We start from the raw sequence: 16,940 nt of genomic DNA on the forward strand, positions 1-16,940 counted from the left end.
TCGTCGAACAAAGTTGGCTCGCTCGCCCCTGCCCCTGTCTGGTCGGGGCCCCTACGGTCCCTGTGACCAGTCGGCGACGCCCGTCAACTCATCGATCGTTTCCCGGTGTAGGAGTATCTGTGGACCGTCGCAATTTCCTGCGTGGTGCGGTGTTCGGCACCTCTGCCGCCGTCTTCGGAGGCACCCTCATGCACGGCGCCGCCTACGCGGCCCCCGCACAGAACGGCACCAGCCCCTACGGTGGACTGCTGGCCGCCGACACCAACGGCATCATGCTGCCGTCCGGCTTCACCAGCCGTGTCATAGCCCGCTCGGGCCGGACGGTGTCCGGCACCTCGTACACGTGGCACGGCGCCCCTGACGGCGGCGCCTGTTTCGCCGACGGCGCGGGCTGGATATACGTATCCAACTCCGAACTGGCCACCGGCGGCGGGGCGAGCGCCGTGAAGTTCACCTCCTCCGGTTCCGTCACGGGTGCCTACCGGGTCCTGTCCAACACCCGCAACAACTGCGCGGGCGGAGCCACCCCGTGGAACACCTGGCTGTCGTGCGAGGAGGTCAGCCGCGGCTACGTCTACGAGACGGACCCCTGGGGCACGAAGGCCGCCGTCCGCCGCGCCGCGATGGGCCAGTTCAAGCACGAGGCGGCCGCCGCCGACCCGGTGCGCAAGGCGATCTACCTGACCGAGGACGAGTCGGACGGCTGCTTCTACCGGTTCCTCCCCACCACCTGGGGCGACCTGTCCTCCGGGACCCTCCAGGTACTGGTCGCGGGGTCCGGCACCACCGGCTCCTTCACCTGGACGAACGTGCCCGACCCGGACGGCTCGCCCACCTACACCCGCGACCAGGTCTCCGGGGCCAAGATCTTCAACGGCGGCGAGGGCTGCCACTACGCCGCCGACACCGTCTGGTTCACCACCAAGGGCGACAACCGCGTCTGGCGGCTCAACCTGCGCGACAGCACCTACGAACTCGCCTACGACGACAGCCTCGTCACCAACGGCGCCGCGCCCCTGACCGGCGTCGACAACGTCACCGGCAGCTCCTCGGGCGACCTGTTCGTCGCCGAGGACGGCGGCACCATGGAGATCTGCGTCATCACCCCCGCCGAGGTCGTGGCCCCCTTCCTGCGCATCACCGGCCAGTCGGGCTCGGAGATCACCGGCCCGGCCTTCTCCCCCGACGGCAGGCGGCTGTACTTCTCCAGCCAGCGCGGTACGTCCGGCAGCTCATCCGGCGGCATCACCTACGAGGTCACCGGCCCCTTCCGCACCACCGCCTGAACGACCCGGCCGGGCGTCAGCCGACGCGGCGGATACGGATCGGCCCGCGCGCGTCCGCCGGGCTCACGGGGCGGCCTCCCTGGGTGATCTCCACCTCGCCGGCCGTCACCAGTCGACGGGCAGCGCGGCGGGCCGGTTCCATGAGGGCGCGCCAGCCGTCGTCGTCCCCTTCGTACACCGCCCGCGCGGCGTCGGAGGGGCAGATCGTCGCGGACGGGCCGCGCCGCTCCAGCAGCTCCAGGACGGCCCGTTCCAGGCGCCGGTCCGGCTGCCGGTCGTTCTCCGTCACATCCGCCAGTGTCGCACCGCCGCTCCCGCGCCGCCGGTGTTCCGTACCCTGGCGGCATGCGTATGCGCCCCACTCTGAGCTGGACTCCTGCCGAGGACCTGCCGCCGGGTACGACGGATGTGGGGCCGGTCGTCGAGATGCTGGGCGCCGGCGGTGTGCTGGTGCTCAGCGGGGCGGGCATCTCCACGGAATCAGGAATTCCGGACTATCGGGGCGAGGGCGGGAGCCTGAGCCGGCACACCCCGATGACCTACCAGGAGTTCACCGCCCGCCATGCGGCCCGGCGCCGGTACTGGGCGCGCAGCCACCTCGGGTGGCGCACCTTCGGCCGGGCCCGGCCCAATGCCGGGCACCGGGCCGTAGCCGCGTTCGAGCGGCACGGGCTGCTCACCGGTGTGATCACGCAGAACGTCGACGGCCTGCATCAGGCCGCGGGCAGCGGGCGGACCGTGGAACTCCACGGAAGCCTGGACCGGGTCGTCTGCCTGTCCTGCGGCACCCTCGGCCCGCGCGGTGAGCTGGCCCGGCGGCTGGAGGAGGCCAACCCGGGCTTCGCGCCGGTCGCCGCCGGGCTCAACCCGGACGGCGACGCCGACCTCACCGACGAACAGGTCGGGGACTTCCGCGTGCTGCCCTGCACGGTCTGCGGCGGCGTCCTCAAGCCGGACGTGGTGTTCTTCGGCGAGCCGGTGCCGCCCGAGCGGGTCGAGCGCTGCCGCGCGGCGGTCCGTGAGGCGGCGTCCCTGCTGGTGCTCGGGTCCTCGCTGACGGTGATGTCCGGGCTGCGGTTCGTCCGCCAGGCGGCCGAGGCCGGCAAGCCAGTGGTGATCGTCAACCGGGACGCCACCCGGGGCGACCGGCACGCCGTCACCCGGGTCGCGCTGCCGCTCGGACCGGCACTCACCTCCGTGGCCGAGCGGCTGGGCATCTCCACCGGGGTCAGCTGACGCCTGGACTCCGCCGGGGTCAGATCACGCCCTGGGCGGACATCGCGTCCGCCACCCGCTCGAAGCCGGCGATGTTCGCGCCCGTCACGTAGTCCCCGGGGGCCCCATAGCGCGCGGCGGTCTCGTGGCACGTCCTGTGGATGTCGTTCATGATGCGCGTCAGTTCCTCTTCGACGCGCTCGGCCGGCCACGACGTACGGGCGTGGTTCTGGGCCATCTCCAAGGCGCTGACCGCGACGCCGCCCGCGTTGGCCGCCTTGCCGGGCCCGAACGAGACGCCCGCCTGCTGGAAGAGGCGCACGGCCTCGGGGGTCGTCGGCATGTTGGCGCCCTCCGACACGACCTTCACGCCGCCTCGGATCAGCGTGGCGGCGTCGTCGGCGTCCAGCTCGTTCTGCGTGGCCGACGGCAGCGCGATATCGGCCGGCACCTCCCAGACCCGCCTGCCCGGCACGAAGCGGGCCGAGGCACCGCGGCGCTCGGCGTAGGTGTCCACCCGGGCCCGTTCGACCTCCTTGACCTGCTTGAGGAGGTCGAGGTCGATGCCCTTCTCGTCGACCACGTAACCGGAGGAGTCCGAACAGGTCACGGCGTTGGCGCCCAGCGCGGCCAGCTTCTCGATGGTGTGGATGGCGACGTTCCCGGAGCCGGACACGACCGCCGTCCGGCCCTCCAGGCTCTCGCCGCGCTCACGCAGCATCGCCGCCGTGAAGAGGACGTTGCCGTAACCGGTCGCCTCCGGACGGATCAGGGAGCCGCCCCAGGTCCGGCCCTTGCCGGTGAGGACGCCCGCCTCCCAGCGGTTGGTGATGCGCCGGTACTGGCCGAACAGATAGCCGATCTCCCGGCCGCCGACGCCGATGTCACCCGCGGGCACGTCCGTGTGCTCGCCGATGTGCCGGTACAGCTCCGTCATGAACGACTGGCAGAAGCGCATGACCTCCGCGTCGCTGCGGCCGCGCGGGTCGAAGTCGCTGCCGCCCTTGCCGCCGCCGATGCCGAGGCCCGTCAGCGCGTTCTTGAAGATCTGCTCGAAGCCGAGGAACTTGATGACGCCGAGGTTCACCGACGGGTGGAAGCGCAGGCCGCCCTTGTACGGGCCGAGCGCGCTGTTGAACTCCACCCGGAAGCCGCGGTTGACCCGCACGCGACCGCGGTCGTCCTGCCACGGCACCCGGAAGACGATCTGCCGCTCCGGTTCGCACAGTCGCTCGATCAGGCTGGCTTCCGCGTACTCGGGGCGGGCCGCGATGACCGGCGCCAAGCTCTCGAGCACCTCGCGGGCGGCCTGGTGGAACTCCGGCTGGGCGGGGTTGCGGTGCTCGATCTCGGCGAGCAGCTGCGAGAGCGCCGGCAGCGCTGTCTTCGTATCGGGTCGCATGGTCAAAGAGGCCCTTTCTGGACGCTCAAGCCGCAGGTGTCACGCGCATGTAAACACAGTGACCAGCCCGCAGGTCCAGCGAATTACCACATTGCGAGGCCCGCCCCCGGGTGCTACCGGCCGACCCGCGGGCCCCGAGGGATCAATCGCGGCCCGCCGCCAGAAGCGCCGCGCGGCGGACCGAACCGGTGGAGGCGGCCAGCAGCGGCATGCGAACGGCCGGGCTGGGGATGCGGTTCTGGGCGTGCAGGACCCCCTTGATCACCGTCGGGTTCGGCTCGGTGAAGAGAGCCGCGGACAGCCGGGCCAGCTCGGCTCCGAGGCTGCGGGCGGGTGCGGCGAAACCGCTTCGCCACAGCGTGATCATCTCGGCGAAGTCGGCGGTACGCACATGGGCCGACGCGACGATGCCGCCGTGGGCGCCCGCCGCGACGAGCGGCGACAGGACGATGTCGTCGCCGCCGAGCACGGCGAAACCGGGCAGGGGAGTGCCGAGCAGCTCCATGGTGGTCGGGTCGATCGCGCCGGTCGCGTGCTTGATGCCGACGACCCCCGGCAGTCGGCCGAGTGCGGTGATCGTGTCCGCGCCGAGAGTCTGCCCGGTGCGGTAGGGGATGTCGTACACGACCAGGGGGAGGCCGCCGTGCTCGGACAGCGCGGTGAAATGCGCCAGGGTCCCCGCCTCCCCGGGGCGGGTGTACGGCGGCGCGGGAACCAGCGCGGCGGCGATGTCCCCCTGGGCGGCCAGCTCTCGCAGCGCCGTGATGGTGGCGGCCGTGTCGTTGGTGCCGGCCCCGACGATGAGCGGCGCCCCGTGCGCCCGGCAGGCGGCCGAGCAGACGCGGATCACGGTCTCTCTCTCCTCGGCGGTCAGCGTGGCGGTCTCGGCGGTCGTACCGAGGGCGACGAGCCCGGCGGCCCCGGCCGACAGCGCGTCGTCGGCGAGTCGGGCGAGGGCATCGGGAGCCAGCCGCAGATCGTCGGTGAACGGGGTGATCAGGGGGACGTACAGGCCTTGGAAGATCGGGTCGGGCTTCATGCTCCCACCCTGGCCCACGCCCACCCGGTAGATCCATTTCTGATTTCTGCCCTCACACCTAAGCTGAACTTATGCTTGATGTCCGTCGTCTTCATCTGCTCCGCGAACTGCACCGCCGCGGCACCATCGCCGCCGTGGCCGAAGCGCTGACCTTCACCGCCTCCGCCGTCTCCCAGCAGCTGGGGGTGCTGGAGAGGGAGGCGGGCGTCCCCCTGCTGGAACGCAGCGGCAGGCGCGTGGTCCTCACGCCCGCGGGCCGCTCCCTCGTCGCGCACGCCGACGCGGTGCTGAACCGCCTCGAACAGGCGGTCGCCGAGCTGGCCGGGGCGCGGGACGGCATCGGCGGGCCGCTGCGGATCGGGACGTTCCCCTCCGGCGGCCACACCATCGTTCCGGCGGCGCTGGCCGAACTGGCGTGCCGTCACCCCGCGTTGGAACCGATGGTGCGGGAAATCGACTCCGCGCGTGTCTCCGACGGTCTGCGGGCCGGTGAACTGGACGTGGCCCTCGTCCATGACTACGACTTCGTCCCCGCGACCCCGGATACGACCGTGGACGAGGTGCCTCTGCTCGAGGAGCCGATGTACCTCGTCACCCGTGCCGGGAGCGACGTCACGACCACGGGCACGACGGCGGGTGCCGCTCGCGGGGACACGCTGGCAGCGCTGCTCGGGCCCCGCGCCGAGGTTCCGTGGATCACCGCGCGGGACGGCACGACCGGTCACGCGATGGCCGTACGCGCCTGCCAGGCCGCCGGGTTCCAGCCCAGGATCCGCCACCAGGTCAACGACTTCCGTACCGTGCTGGCGCTGGTCGCCGCCGGACAAGGGGCCGGGTTCGTGCCGGAGATGGCCGCCGTGCCGAGCCCCGCGGGCGTGGAGCTGACGGAGCTGCCGCTGTTCCGCCGCTCGAAGGTCGCCTTCCGTGCGGGCGGCGGCGCCCATCCGGCGATCGCCGCTTTCGTGGCCGCGGCGACGACGGCGGTCGGCCGCATGGCGGGTTCATGAGGGCACGGCATTTCCGGTAGGACTCCCGAGGGAGAGGGCCGGGGCCGGGCGGCCCCGGGCAATCCGCTGCGGCCCCGCAGCCGTTGGCCTGGACGCCCGGTCGGCGGAACGGCCGTACACTCGGGCTCATGGGTCGCATGGGTTCCACGAGGCAGCGCCGGCAGCGGGCCGCCTCGGACCCGCGCCCGCGCGTCGCCGATCCGGTGGGCGCCGCCCGCGCCGGAACACCCCGGGCCCGGCGCATCGCCCTGCACGAGCACGGCTAGCGATCCGCGCACAGGCCCGCGCCGCGCGCGTTCTCCACGCCGCGCGCCCGGCCCGCTCCCCTCCCCGGCCGAGAGCCGTCTCGCACAGCCACGCCGGGCGGGCCCCGCTCCCGCCCCACCTCACCACAGCAGCCCTCCGGCCCCCGCCGGTGCTGCCGCCCGGCCGTGACCGCACCACCGGGTCGCGCCACTTCGAAGGGATCTTTGTGAAGCTGAGCGACTTGCTGGACGGACCGGATTGTCATGTACTCCACGGTGACCCGAGCGGGACGGTGATCACCGCGGGCGTGACCTTCGATGTCGACCGGGTCATGCCCGGTTCCGTCTTCGTCGCTGTGCCCGGACACCGGGAGGGCGGCCCCGAAGCCGTGACGGCCGCGTTGGCCCGCGGGGCCGCCGCCGTACTCGTCGAGGGGACGGATCCGGCACTCGCCGCGACCCCGTGGCCCGCGGGCAGGTGCGCCGTGCGGGTGCCGGACACCCGACGTACGGCCGCGGTCGTGGCCGCCCGCTACTACGGCGAACCGGGCCGGGCCATGGACGTGGTGGCGATCACCGGCACCAACGGCAAGACGTCGGTGTCGTACATGGTCGAATCCGTCCTGCGGATCTCCGCGGGGGCGAGGACGGGAGTCATCGGGACGGCCGGCAGCCGGATCGGCGACGAGCTGATCCCGATGCCGCACTCGGTGCTCACCACCCCGGAGTCGCCCGACCTCCAGTACCTGCTGGGCTATATGCGCGACCGCGCGACCACCGGCGTGGTCCTTGAAGCCACCTCGATGGCGCTGCTGAACCACCGCGTGGACCGCACGTTCATCGACGTCGGGGTGTTCACCAATCTGACGCAGGACCACCTGGACGACCACGGCACGATGGCCAACTACCGGGACGCCAAGCTCCGGTTGTTCCAGGGCCTGTGCCGGCGCGCGGTCGTCAACGCCGACGACCCCATAGGCGCCGTGATCGAAGCGCTGATGCCCGGCGCGGTGACCACGTACGCCCTCGACGCGCCCGCCGACTACCGGGCGACCGACCTCGTCGCGAGCGCCTCGGGTACGCGCTTCACCCTTCACCACGGCGGGCGCGCCCACTCGGCGTCGATACCGTTCCCCGGGCGGTACTCCGTGGCCAACGCCCTCGCGACGCTGGCCGCCTGCCACGTCCTCGGGCACGATCTGGACGCCCTCATCGCCGCACTCGGTCAAATGCCGCCAGTACCCGGTCGGTTCGAACGCTTCGAGACCCGGCAGGGCACCTCCGTGGTCGTGGACTACGCCCATTCCCCGGACTCCCTCGACAAGGTCCTGTCCGCCATCCGCGGCTACACGCGCGGCCGGGTGATCACCGTCTTCGGCTGCGGCGGGGACCGGGACACCACCAAGCGGGCCGACATGGGCAGGATCGCCGGGGCCCACTCCGACCTGTGCGTCGTGACCTCGGACAACCCCCGCAACGAGGACCCGGAGGCCATCCTGGACCAGATCGTCCCCGGCCTCGCCGCGACCGGGACGCCGTTCGAGCGCCTCGTCGACCGCCGCGAGGCCATCGCCTTCGCGCTGTCGGCGGCGGGTCCCGAGGACACCGTCCTCGTCGCGGGCAAGGGCAGCGAACCGCACCAGACCGTCCGCGAGGAACTGCTTCCGTTCAGCGACATGGCCGTCGTACGCGAACTCGCTCTGGGCGCGGGTCAGCTGTCGAGGCAGTAGCCCGGCGGGCCTCGTCCCCTAGCGCCTGCGGTACGTCAGGCGCGTTCCTCCCGGGCCTCGACGGTGACGTAGACGACCGGAGAGACGGCGCCGCCGCCGGTGACGCGCAGGGCGTTGCGTCCCTCGATGCCGAGTACGACCCGCATGGAGTACGTCCCCCGGGGCGTGGTGCGCACCGAGGCGGGCAGGTCCACCCAGCGCGTGCCCTGCTGCTGTTGCAGGGAGACGGGGGTGCCGGGCGGCAGATGTTGGCTCGCGCCGAAGACGCGGAACTCCTGCGCGGCCCGCACACTGCTCACGGACGTCTGCGCGGTGAGCGTCGGCAGCGGGGCGTCGTCCGCGGCCCTCGGCGCCTCCACGGCCCCCGGCGCATCCACGGCCAGCGTGGCGACCGCGGCCGGTCGTGGTGGCGCGGCCGTCCGTGGTGTCGCGGAGGCCATGTCCGCCGCCGGTCCGAGCAGCACGGTGAGGGCCGCGAATCCGGAGAGCGGGGCGGTGCGCTTGACGCGGTTCGTGATCTTCAATGTGCCATTCCTGTCCGGTCGGGGAGTCGGTCGCATCGGTCGTATCGGTCGCATCGGCAGGGTTCGGCCGGTGGGAGCTAGAGATGCAGCGCTCCGCCCTCCTCCGTGTGTCCCTCGGGCTCCAGCTGGAGCGTCGAGTGGACCACGTCGAAGTGGCCGGCGACGCATCGCTGGAGCCGCGCGAGGAGGGCCCCGTAACCGCTCGTGAGGGCGGCGTCCGTGACCACCACATGCGCGGTGAGCACCGGCATCCCCGAGGTGACGGTCCACCCGTGCAGGTCGTGCACGGCGACGACGCCCGGCTCCGCGAGGAGGTGGCGCCGTACCTCCCCGAGGTCGACGTCCTGCGGGGTCGCCTCCAGGAGTACGTGGACGGAGTCCCGCAGCAGCCCGTACGCGCGCGGCACGATCAGCACCCCGATGACGATCGAGGCGATCGGGTCGGCGGCCTGCCACCCCGTGAACAGGATGATCAGGCCGCCCACGATGACGGCGACCGAGCCGAGCGCGTCTCCGAGGACCTCCAGGTAGGCGCCCCGTAGATTGAGGCTCTTCTCCTTGGCGTCCCGCAGGAGCCACAGGCCCGCCAGGTTGGCGAGGAGCCCGCCGACCGCGACCGCGAACATCAGGCCGCCCTTGACGTCCACCGGCTCGCTGAACCGGCCGATCGCCGACCACAGGACCCAGACGAAGATGGCGACGAGGAGCAGCGCGTTGAGGACCGCCGAGAAGATCTCCACCCGGTAGAACCCGAACGTGCGCCGCGGCGTCGGCGCGCGCTGGGCGAGGGTGATGGCGCCGAGGGCGAGGGAGACGCCGACCGCGTCGGTCAGGCTGTGCGCGGCGTCGGCGAGGAGCGCGAGGCTGCCGGACAGGAGCGCGCCGATCACCTGGATGACGGTGATCGAGGCGCTGATGCCGATGGTCCACAGCAGTCGGTTGCGATACGTCCCGCTGAGCGTGCCGCCCGCCGTCGCGGTGGACGGGCCGTGGTCGTGCCCCATGCCCGCGAGTGGATCATGCAGGCCCGCGGGCCGCCACTCGGTGCGCCCTCGGTGTCCGGCTCAGCGCACCCGCGGCGGCGTCGAGACGTCCCGCTGGTGGGGGATGCCGAGCGGGGGCGGCAGCTCGCCCTGGTGGACGGTGACCGTGCGGGCCGGTGCGGGGACCCGGATGCCCTCGGCGCGGTAGCGCTGGTGCAGGCGCTTGATGAACTCGTGCTTGATCCGGTACTGGTCGCTGAACTCGCCGACGCCCAGGATCACCGTGAAGCTGATCCGCGAGTCGCCGAACGTGTGGAAGCGGACGGCCGCCTCATGGTCGGGGACCGCGCCCGTGATGTCCTTCATCACCTCGTCCACGACCTCGGTCGTGACCCGCTCGACCTGCTCCAGGTCGCTGTCGTAGCTGACCCCTGCCTGCACCATGATCGACAGCTCCTGCTCGGGGCGGCTGTAGTTGGTCATGTTGGTGCTCGCCAGCTTGGCGTTGGGGATGATCACGAGGTTGTTGGAGAGCTGGCGCACCGTGGTGTTGCGCCAGTTGATGTCGACCACATAGCCCTCCTCGCCGCTGCTCAGCCGGATGTAGTCGCCGGGCTGCACCGTCTTCGCCGCGAGGATGTGGACGCCCGCGAAGAGGTTGGCGAGGGTGTCCTGGAGCGCGAGGGCGACGGCGAGGCCGCCCACGCCGAGCGCGGTGAGCAGCGGGGCGATGGAGATGCCGAGGGTCTGGAGGACGACGAGGAACCCCATCGCGAGAACGACGACCCGCGTGATGTTCACGAAGATCGTGGCCGACCCCGCCACTCCGGAGCGCGACTGCGCCAGGGCCCTGACGAGGCCGGTGACGATCCGCGCCGCCGTCAGCGTCGCCGCGAGGATGAGCAGCGCCGTCAGCGTCATGGTGACGTTGCGTCCGGTCCGCGGGGTGAGCGGGAGCGCGCCCGCCGCGGCGGCGAGCCCGGCGGTGATGGCCGCGCAGGGCACGAGGGTGCGCAGCGCGTCGACGATGACGTCGTCGCCGTTCCACCGCGTGCGGCTCGCCCGCTCGCCCAGCCAGCGCAGCAGGGTCCGCAGCAGCAGCCCGGCCCCGACACCTGCGGCCACCGCGATCCCGGCCATGATCCAGTCGTGCAGGGTGAGCGCACGGGTCATCAGTTCACCCCCGCCGTACGGGAGGTGGCCGCCTGCACGCTGCGTATGTGATGTGTCGTCACCTTGTGATACCTGCTCGATTCCGGGGGTTCGGTCACGCCGGAGGGGGGAGCGGCCCGGCGCGGACGTCATCCTGCCCCATCCGTGTCCAGCAGGCGCGCATACCCCCACCTGGATCTTCACAGACCGGTCACCTCTGTCAACCGGTCGGCCGTGACGCGGTGTCGGAGATGGCGATGGCATGAATATCGCGGATGCTGGTACTCGACGCGTTTGTGGGGCCTCGTCCCGTAGGGCGTCGAGTCCGGTGCGTCGTTCCGTTGGGCGTCGAGTCCGGTGAATCGTTGGTTTCTGCGAGCGGAAGCGGTTGAGCATGACGGTAGTGCGCAGACCCGGAATTCCGGCAGGGGAGACAGGCCACGAGGCTCTCGTCTCGCCGGTCAATTCACACAATGAGTGGGACCCGCTGGAGGAGGTCGTCGTCGGGCGCCTCGACGGCTCGACGATTCCCTCCAGCCATCCGGTGGTGGCCTGCAACATCCCGCCCTGGGCGGCGCGGTTGCAGGGGCTCGCCGCCGGTTTCGAGTACCCGCGCAGGCTGATCGAGCCGGCCCAGCAGGAACTCGACCAGTTCATCACCCTGCTGCGGTCCCTCGGTGTCACGGTCACGCGCCCGGACGCGGTCGACCACAAGCAGCGCTTCAGCACCCCCGACTGGTCGTCCCGCGGATTCTGCAACTCCTGCCCGCGCGACGCCATGCTCGTCATCGGGGACGAGATCATCGAGACCCCGATGGCGTGGCCGTCCCGGTATTTCGAGACCCACTCCTATCGCGAGCTGCTCAAGGACTACTTCCGGCGTGGCGCGCGCTGGACCTCGGCGCCCAAGCCGCAGCTCACCGACGCGCTGTACGAGAAGGATTTCCGCCCTCCCGAGGGTGATGAGCCGATGCGCTACATCCTCACGGAATTCGAGCCGGTATTCGACGCGGCGGACTTCGTGCGCGCGGGCCGCGATCTGTTCGTCACGCGAAGCAACGTGACCAACCAGATGGGCATCGAATGGCTGCGCCGCCATCTCGGGCCCGGGTACCGCATCCACGAGATCGAGAGCCGCTGCCGTACGCCCATGCACATCGACACCACGTTCGTCCTGCTCGCGCCCGGCAAGGTCCTGGTCAACCCCGAGTACATCGACGTCGACCGGCTGCCCGACGTCCTGCGGTCGTGGGACGTCCTGGTCGCACCCGAACCCGATCCGATCGACGAGCGCCTGCTCAAAATGACCTCGATGTGCGGCAAGTGGCTCAGCATGAACGTGCTGATGCTCGACGAGAAGCGGGTCATCGCCGAGCGGCACCACACCGGCATGCTGCGCGCGCTCGAGAAGTGGGGCTTCGAACCGATCCCGTGCGACCTGCTGCACTACGCGCCGTTCGGCGGCTCGTTCCACTGCGCCACGCTCGACGTCCGCCGGCGCGGCACGCTGGAGTCGTACTTCGACTGATCGCCCCGCCCACGGGTAGGAAAGTGTCCTGACCGCATTCGGCGGGCCGCCCCTGACGACGGCCCGCCGACCGGGCTGTCCGGCACGGGTCCGGGGTGAAGCACTGTGCGGAACTCGACTCTCCGGGAGGCGAGGCGCGTATGCGCAGAAGGACACTGCTCGGCGGGGCGCTGGCCGCCCCCCTGCTCACCGCCTGCACCGGCGGAGGCGGCGGCTCGGACGGCGGGGGCAGGACCACGCTCTCGTACGGCATGTGGGACCCGGCGCAGGTGCCGGGCATGCGGAAGATCATCGCCGCGTTCGAGAGACGGCATCCGCGGATCTCCGTACGCATCGAGCTGACCCCCTGGGCGAGCTACTGGACCACCCTCAAGACGTCGATGCGCGGCGGCACGGCACCCGACGTCTTCTGGATGAACGCCGTCAACTTCCAGCTGTACGCGGCCGGTGGCGTCCTCGAACCGCTCACCGGCCACATCGAGGCCGACGCCACGCCCGTGGACCGCCACCCGGACGCCCTGGTGAGGCTCTACGCCTACCGCGGCACGCAGTACGGCCTGCCCAAGGACTTCGACACCATCGGCCTCTGGTACAACAAGGCGCTCTTCGACAAGGCGGGCATCAAGTACCCGGACGCCACGTGGACTTGGGACGATCTGCGGGACGCGGCCGCCGAACTCACCGACCCCGGTCGCCGCGTGCACGGCTTCGCCGCCGAGATGGAACGGCAGATGAAGATCTACCCGGCCGTCTGCGGCGCGGGCGGTTACATCCTTAAGGACGGCCGCTCGGGCTTCGGGGACGAGCGGTCCATCGAGGGGCTGCGCTTCTTGACCGACATGGTCGACCGGGGCTGGTCGCCGCCGCAGAGCGCGATGGTCGAGTCCATCGGGCGGGTGCGCTACTGGTCCGAGAAGGTCGCCATGAACTACGACCTGTCAGCGATGGCCGGGCAGATGTACGCGGTGCCCGCGCTCAAGGACCACGGCGGCATCGCGGTGCTGCCCCGGGGCCGGCGCAGGGCCACCATCATCCACGGCCTGGCGAACGTCATCTCCGCCAAGAGCCGCAAGAAGGAAGCCGCCTGGAAATTCACGCACTTCATGGCGGGGCGCGAGGCCGCCGAGATCCAGGCGACAGCGGGCGCGACCATCTCCTCGTACGAAGGAACACAGGACGCCTGGCTCAAGTCGATGCCCGAATTCGAGCTGAAGCACTTCATCGAGATGCAGGAGTACGCCGTTCCCTATCCCAGCTCCGAGAACACCGCGGTCTGGGAGAACCTCCAGTATCCGCTCCTCGGCGCCGCGTTCAGCGGCAAGGGCGGCATCGAGGGTGCCGCCCGCACGCTGGGTGAGCAGATGGACCGGGCCCTGAAGGAGGAACGCGCCTCATGAGTGTCTTTCCCGCGACGGCGGCATCGAGGGCGGCGGATCGCGGCGCCGCCGCGGCCGGCGGGCGTGCCGGTCCCCGCGGCCAGCGCGCCGCCTATCTCTTCATAGCGCCGCTCGGCCTCGGCTTCGCCGTCTTCTACTTCTGGCCCCTGCTCCAGACCTTCTACTTCAGCTTCACCGAATTCGGGGCCTTCGGCGGTCATACGTTCATCGGGACCGACAACTACATACGCGTCGTGAAGGACGTCACGGTCTGGCAGGCGCTCGGCAATACGCTCGTCTACAGCCTCATCGGGCTCACCGCGCTGCCGATCGCGATCGTCGTCGCGGCCCTGCTCAACCGGCGCGGCCTGCGCGGTGTCGCCCTCTACCGCGCCCTGTACTTCGTGCCGTTCGTGACGCTCCCCGTCGCGGTCGGGCTGGTCTGGAACTGGCTCTACAACGGCGACTTCGGGCTCCTCAACGACATCCTGAGCCGGTTCGGCGTCGACCGGCACTACTGGGTCTCCGACCCCTCCACGGCCGTCTACGCGATCGGCACGGTCATGGTCTGGTCGACCACCGGCTACTACTTGATCATCTTCATGGCGGGCATCAAGGGAATCCCGCGGGACTACTACGAGGCCGCGGAACTCGACGGGGCCGGGGCGCTGCGCCGGTTCTTCACCATCACCCTTCCCCTCCTCAGTCCCACCCTGTTCTTCGCCTCGGTCATCTGCATGATCAATTCACTCCAGACCTTCGATCTGATCTACATCATGATGGCCGAGAAGAATCCCGCGATCGGCGATACGCAGTCCGTCGTGGGCCTCTTCTACAAATGGGCGTTCATCGAGAACGCGCAAGGAGCCGCGGCCGCGCTCGCCTTCCTGCTCATGCTCCTCATCGCCGCCTTGACGTATCTGCAATTCCGGCTCCAGAGGAGGTGGGTGCACTATGAGTGAGGCGCGAAAGGGGCTTGAGCCCCGAAAGGGGAGTGAGGCTAGAAAGCGCGGGCGTGGGCGTGCCGGATCCGTCGCCACCCACGCCGTGCTGTCGCTGGGCGCGCTCGTGATGGTCTTCCCGTTCCTGTGGCAGCTGCTGACCGCGCTGAAGACCCTCGCGGAGACCTCGCGCGTCCCGCCCACGTTCCTGCCCGACACCTGGAACTGGGCGAGCTTCGACGAGGTCTTCACCGCGCTGCCGTTCCGCGAGATGCTCACCAACAGTGTGCTGAACACGGTCGGGCGCACTCTCGGCCAGCTCGTGTTCTGCTCGCTCGCCGCCTACTCTTTCGCCCGCATGCGGTTCAGGGGGCGCAACGTCCTGTTCGCGCTGTTCCTGTCCGTCCTCATGGTGCCGAGTTCCCTGCTCGTCCTGCCGCAGTACGACATCATCCAGGGGCTCGGCCTGCTGAACTCCGCCCCCGCGCTGTTCCTGCCCGGCATGTTCAGCGCGTTCGGCACGTTCATGCTGCGCCAGTTCTTCCTCGCGCTCCCCAGGGAGCTGGAGGAGGCCGCCCGCATCGACGGCGCGGGCTCCTTCCGCATCTTCTGGTCCATCATGCTGCCGCTGATCAGGCCCGCGCTCGCCGCGCTCGCCGTCATCACCGCGATGTGGTCCTGGAACGACCTGCTGTGGCCCTTGATCGTCAACACCGACCCGGCGAAGATGCCGATCAGCGCCGGACTGACCTCCCTGGAGGGCCAGTACGAAACCAACTACCCCGTGATGATGGCCGGCTCCGTCATCGCGAGCCTGCCCATGCTGCTGGTCTACGTCTTCCTCCAGCGGCACTTCGTCCAGAGCGTCGCCCTGTCCGGCTCCAAGAGCTGAGCCCGCGGGCCGTCCCCCGCCAAGAACCGCGGTCCCGGTCGCGGGCACGCCGTCCACAGCCTAGACCCGGGGCGGACGCGGCCCGCGACCGGAGCCGGTTCCGCGACGGACCGGGCGCGTATTAGCGTGGACGGGACAGATCGCCCGACAGGATACGAGGTGCCCGGCCCATGCCAAGCCGCAGCGAGAACCGTACCCAGCTCATCGAGTCACTCATGGAGCGGTTCCCGCACGTGCCGCGGGAAGCCGTGATCAAGGAGGATCTGCTGCGCGGCGGGATCGCCTTCGACGAGTCGGCCCTGAGCGACAACGAGGGTGGCGAGGTCAAGCCGAAGTCGTACTTCATCTTCTCCTTCGACCACGGCACCCTCCCCGAGCTGGGCGCCGCCGCGCTGCGCCGCCCGCCGGAGGAGATCGTCCTCACCGGCGGCCCCTACGAGCTGCGCCGCACCGTCGTCTCGGTCCGTGTGAACCCGTCCTCGCCGTACCGTGTCGCCGCCGACGACCACGGCGTGCTCGGCCTCTACCTCGACGGCGCGCGCATCTCCGACGTGGGCCTCCCGCCGATGCCGGACTACTACCGGCACACGCTGGAGAACGGCAAGTCCGTCATGGAGGTCGCGCCCACCATCCAGTGGGGCTACCTCATCTATCTGACGGTGTTCCGGGTCTGCCAGTACTTCGGCGCCAAGGAGGAGTGCCAGTACTGCGACATCAACCACAACTGGCGCCAGCACAAGGCGGCCGGACGGCCCTACACGGGAGTGAAGCCGGTGGAGGAGGTCCTCGAGGCCCTCGCCATCATCGACAAGTACGACACCGGCAAGTCCTCCACCGCGTACACGCTCACCGGCGGCGCCATCACCTCGCAGATCGGCGGCAAGGACGAGGCCGACTTCTACGGGCAGTACGCGAAGGCCATCGAGGAGCGCTTCCCCGGCCGCTGGATCGGCAAGGTCGTCGCCCAGGCGCTGCCCAAGGCGGACGTACAGCGCTTCCACGACTACGGAGTGCGGATCTACCACCCCAATTACGAGGTGTGGGACCCGTACCTCTTCGAGCGGTACTGCCCCGGCAAGGAGCGCTACGTCGGCCGTGACGAGTGGCACCGCCGCATCCTGGACTCCGCCGAGGTGTTCGGCCCGCGCAACGTCATCCCCAACTTCGTGGCGGGCGTGGAGATGGCGGAGCCGTTCGGCTTCAAGACGGTGGACGAGGCGATCGACTCCACGGTCGAGGGGCTCCAGTACTTCATGTCGCGCGGCATCACGCCCCGCTTCACCACGTGGTGCCCAGAGCCCACGACGCCGCTGGGCAAGGCGAACCCCCAGGGCGCCCCGCTGGAGTACCACGTCCGTCTCCTGGAGGCCTACCGCGCGACGCTGGAGGCCAACGGCCTGACGTCACCGCCCGGCTACGGCCCCGCCGGCCCCGGCAACGCGGTCTTCTCCGTCAGCTCCTTCATGGACAGCCTGCCCGCGGAGACCCCGGCCCCGCAGGACGCGGACGCCGCCACGCGGACGCGGTAGCCCTCACCCCGGGCTCGTGACGACGGTCGACCATGGCAGGGGCGACGTCCCGCCATGGTCGTACCGATCCCTTGACGCCCTCTGTCCGGCT

16 protein-coding genes are annotated in these 16,940 nt (G+C 70.6%); 10 read left to right on the top strand and 6 right to left on the bottom strand.

What is annotated here, in order from left to right:
• Positions 1-119: 119 nt before the first annotated feature.
• Positions 120-1,286 carry an alkaline phosphatase PhoX gene (locus IG54_RS0112135; protein WP_030781336.1) on the top strand — a complete coding sequence of 389 codons (1,167 nt, stop codon included), beginning with the start codon at positions 120-122 and terminating at the stop codon, positions 1,284-1,286.
• Between the two features lie 16 nt (positions 1,287-1,302).
• Here IG54_RS0112135 and IG54_RS0112140 read toward each other — a convergent pair whose 3' ends face one another.
• Positions 1,303-1,575: a DUF3253 domain-containing protein gene (locus IG54_RS0112140; RefSeq protein WP_030781338.1), complete on the bottom strand. Its 273-nt coding sequence runs from the start codon at positions 1,573-1,575 to the stop codon at positions 1,303-1,305.
• Between the two features lie 56 nt (positions 1,576-1,631).
• On the opposite strand from IG54_RS0112140, the gene IG54_RS0112145 reads away from it, so the two are divergent.
• Positions 1,632-2,522, top strand: coding sequence for an NAD-dependent protein deacetylase (locus IG54_RS0112145; protein ID WP_030781341.1), 891 nt, complete (start codon positions 1,632-1,634; stop codon positions 2,520-2,522).
• 19 nt (positions 2,523-2,541) lie between these two features.
• Here the strand turns inward: IG54_RS0112145 and gdhA are convergent, their stop codons facing one another.
• Together gdhA and IG54_RS0112155 are read right to left on the bottom strand one after the other, a co-directional pair.
• Complete coding sequence (gene gdhA, locus IG54_RS0112150; RefSeq protein ID WP_037896934.1) at positions 2,542-3,909, bottom strand: NADP-specific glutamate dehydrogenase; 1,368 nt, start codon at positions 3,907-3,909, stop codon at positions 2,542-2,544.
• Between the two features lie 136 nt (positions 3,910-4,045).
• The gene (locus IG54_RS0112155) at positions 4,046-4,942 is read right to left on the bottom strand and encodes a dihydrodipicolinate synthase family protein (RefSeq protein ID WP_030781346.1); all 897 of its coding nucleotides are present in this window, start codon (positions 4,940-4,942) and stop codon (positions 4,046-4,048) included.
• A 71-nt stretch (positions 4,943-5,013) separates the two neighbouring features.
• Here IG54_RS0112155 and IG54_RS0112160 point away from each other — a divergent pair, with 71 nt between their 5' ends.
• From IG54_RS0112160 to IG54_RS0112170, 3 genes are all read left to right on the top strand, one after another.
• On the top strand, positions 5,014-5,949 hold the full coding sequence (locus tag IG54_RS0112160) for a LysR family transcriptional regulator (protein ID WP_030781348.1): 936 nt from the start codon (positions 5,014-5,016) through the stop codon (positions 5,947-5,949).
• Positions 5,950-6,077: 128 nt separating this feature from the next.
• Complete coding sequence (locus tag IG54_RS41990; protein ID WP_158708857.1) at positions 6,078-6,215, top strand: hypothetical protein; 138 nt, start codon at positions 6,078-6,080, stop codon at positions 6,213-6,215.
• Between the two features lie 206 nt (positions 6,216-6,421).
• Positions 6,422-7,924 carry a UDP-N-acetylmuramoyl-L-alanyl-D-glutamate--2,6-diaminopimelate ligase gene (locus IG54_RS0112170; RefSeq protein WP_030781351.1) on the top strand — a complete coding sequence of 501 codons (1,503 nt, stop codon included), beginning with the start codon at positions 6,422-6,424 and terminating at the stop codon, positions 7,922-7,924.
• Positions 7,925-7,959: 35 nt separating this feature from the next.
• Here IG54_RS0112170 and IG54_RS37880 read toward each other — a convergent pair whose 3' ends face one another.
• The 3 genes from IG54_RS37880 to IG54_RS0112185 form a co-directional block, all read right to left on the bottom strand.
• Positions 7,960-8,448 carry a hypothetical protein gene (locus IG54_RS37880; RefSeq protein WP_051819452.1) on the bottom strand — a complete coding sequence of 163 codons (489 nt, stop codon included), beginning with the start codon at positions 8,446-8,448 and terminating at the stop codon, positions 7,960-7,962.
• Between the two features lie 77 nt (positions 8,449-8,525).
• On the bottom strand, positions 8,526-9,452 hold the full coding sequence (locus IG54_RS0112180) for a cation diffusion facilitator family transporter (RefSeq protein WP_030781359.1): 927 nt from the start codon (positions 9,450-9,452) through the stop codon (positions 8,526-8,528).
• 60 nt (positions 9,453-9,512) lie between these two features.
• A complete protein-coding gene (locus IG54_RS0112185; RefSeq protein ID WP_030781360.1) occupies positions 9,513-10,604 on the bottom strand; it encodes a mechanosensitive ion channel family protein in 1,092 nt (363 codons plus the stop codon).
• A gap of 373 nt (positions 10,605-10,977) precedes the next feature.
• Between IG54_RS0112185 and IG54_RS0112190 the strand changes: the two genes are divergently transcribed.
• The 5 genes from IG54_RS0112190 (at position 10,978) to IG54_RS0112210 (ending at position 16,849) form a co-directional block, all read left to right on the top strand.
• Complete coding sequence (locus IG54_RS0112190; protein ID WP_030781361.1) at positions 10,978-12,111, top strand: amidinotransferase; 1,134 nt, start codon at positions 10,978-10,980, stop codon at positions 12,109-12,111.
• A gap of 140 nt (positions 12,112-12,251) precedes the next feature.
• The gene (locus IG54_RS0112195; protein ID WP_030781363.1) at positions 12,252-13,508 is read left to right on the top strand and encodes an ABC transporter substrate-binding protein; all 1,257 of its coding nucleotides are present in this window, start codon (positions 12,252-12,254) and stop codon (positions 13,506-13,508) included.
• Complete coding sequence (locus IG54_RS0112200; protein WP_030781366.1) at positions 13,505-14,449, top strand: carbohydrate ABC transporter permease; 945 nt, start codon at positions 13,505-13,507, stop codon at positions 14,447-14,449. The genes IG54_RS0112195 and IG54_RS0112200 overlap by 4 nt, the downstream gene beginning before the upstream one ends.
• Before the next feature lie 85 nt (positions 14,450-14,534).
• Complete coding sequence (locus IG54_RS0112205) at positions 14,535-15,320, top strand: carbohydrate ABC transporter permease (protein WP_037896935.1); 786 nt, start codon at positions 14,535-14,537, stop codon at positions 15,318-15,320.
• A gap of 170 nt (positions 15,321-15,490) precedes the next feature.
• Positions 15,491-16,849: a radical SAM protein gene (locus IG54_RS0112210; protein WP_030781369.1), complete on the top strand. Its 1,359-nt coding sequence runs from the start codon at positions 15,491-15,493 to the stop codon at positions 16,847-16,849.
• Positions 16,850-16,940 lie beyond the last annotated feature (91 nt).

This window comes from Streptomyces sp. NRRL S-920 (assembly GCF_000717945.1).
Lineage (GTDB): Bacteria > Actinomycetota > Actinomycetes > Streptomycetales > Streptomycetaceae > Streptomyces > Streptomyces alboniger.

What these genes read in the sequence shown, in the direction of transcription:
- IG54_RS0112145 (WP_030781341.1), top strand. Translation starts at nt 1,632, where the DNA reads ATGCGTATGCGCCCCACTCTGAGCTGGACTCCTGCCGAGGACCTGCCG.
- IG54_RS0112155 (WP_030781346.1), bottom strand. Translation starts at nt 4,942, where the DNA reads ATGAAGCCCGACCCGATCTTCCAAGGCCTGTACGTCCCCCTGATCACC.
- IG54_RS0112160 (WP_030781348.1), top strand. Translation starts at nt 5,014, where the DNA reads ATGCTTGATGTCCGTCGTCTTCATCTGCTCCGCGAACTGCACCGCCGC.
- IG54_RS41990 (WP_158708857.1), top strand. Translation starts at nt 6,078, where the DNA reads ATGGGTCGCATGGGTTCCACGAGGCAGCGCCGGCAGCGGGCCGCCTCG.
- IG54_RS0112180 (WP_030781359.1), bottom strand. Translation starts at nt 9,452, where the DNA reads ATGGGGCACGACCACGGCCCGTCCACCGCGACGGCGGGCGGCACGCTC.
- IG54_RS0112185 (WP_030781360.1), bottom strand. Translation starts at nt 10,604, where the DNA reads ATGACCCGTGCGCTCACCCTGCACGACTGGATCATGGCCGGGATCGCG.
- IG54_RS0112190 (WP_030781361.1), top strand. Translation starts at nt 10,978, where the DNA reads ATGACGGTAGTGCGCAGACCCGGAATTCCGGCAGGGGAGACAGGCCAC.
- IG54_RS0112195 (WP_030781363.1), top strand. Translation starts at nt 12,252, where the DNA reads ATGCGCAGAAGGACACTGCTCGGCGGGGCGCTGGCCGCCCCCCTGCTC.
- IG54_RS0112200 (WP_030781366.1), top strand. Translation starts at nt 13,505, where the DNA reads ATGAGTGTCTTTCCCGCGACGGCGGCATCGAGGGCGGCGGATCGCGGC.
- IG54_RS0112210 (WP_030781369.1), top strand. Translation starts at nt 15,491, where the DNA reads ATGCCAAGCCGCAGCGAGAACCGTACCCAGCTCATCGAGTCACTCATG.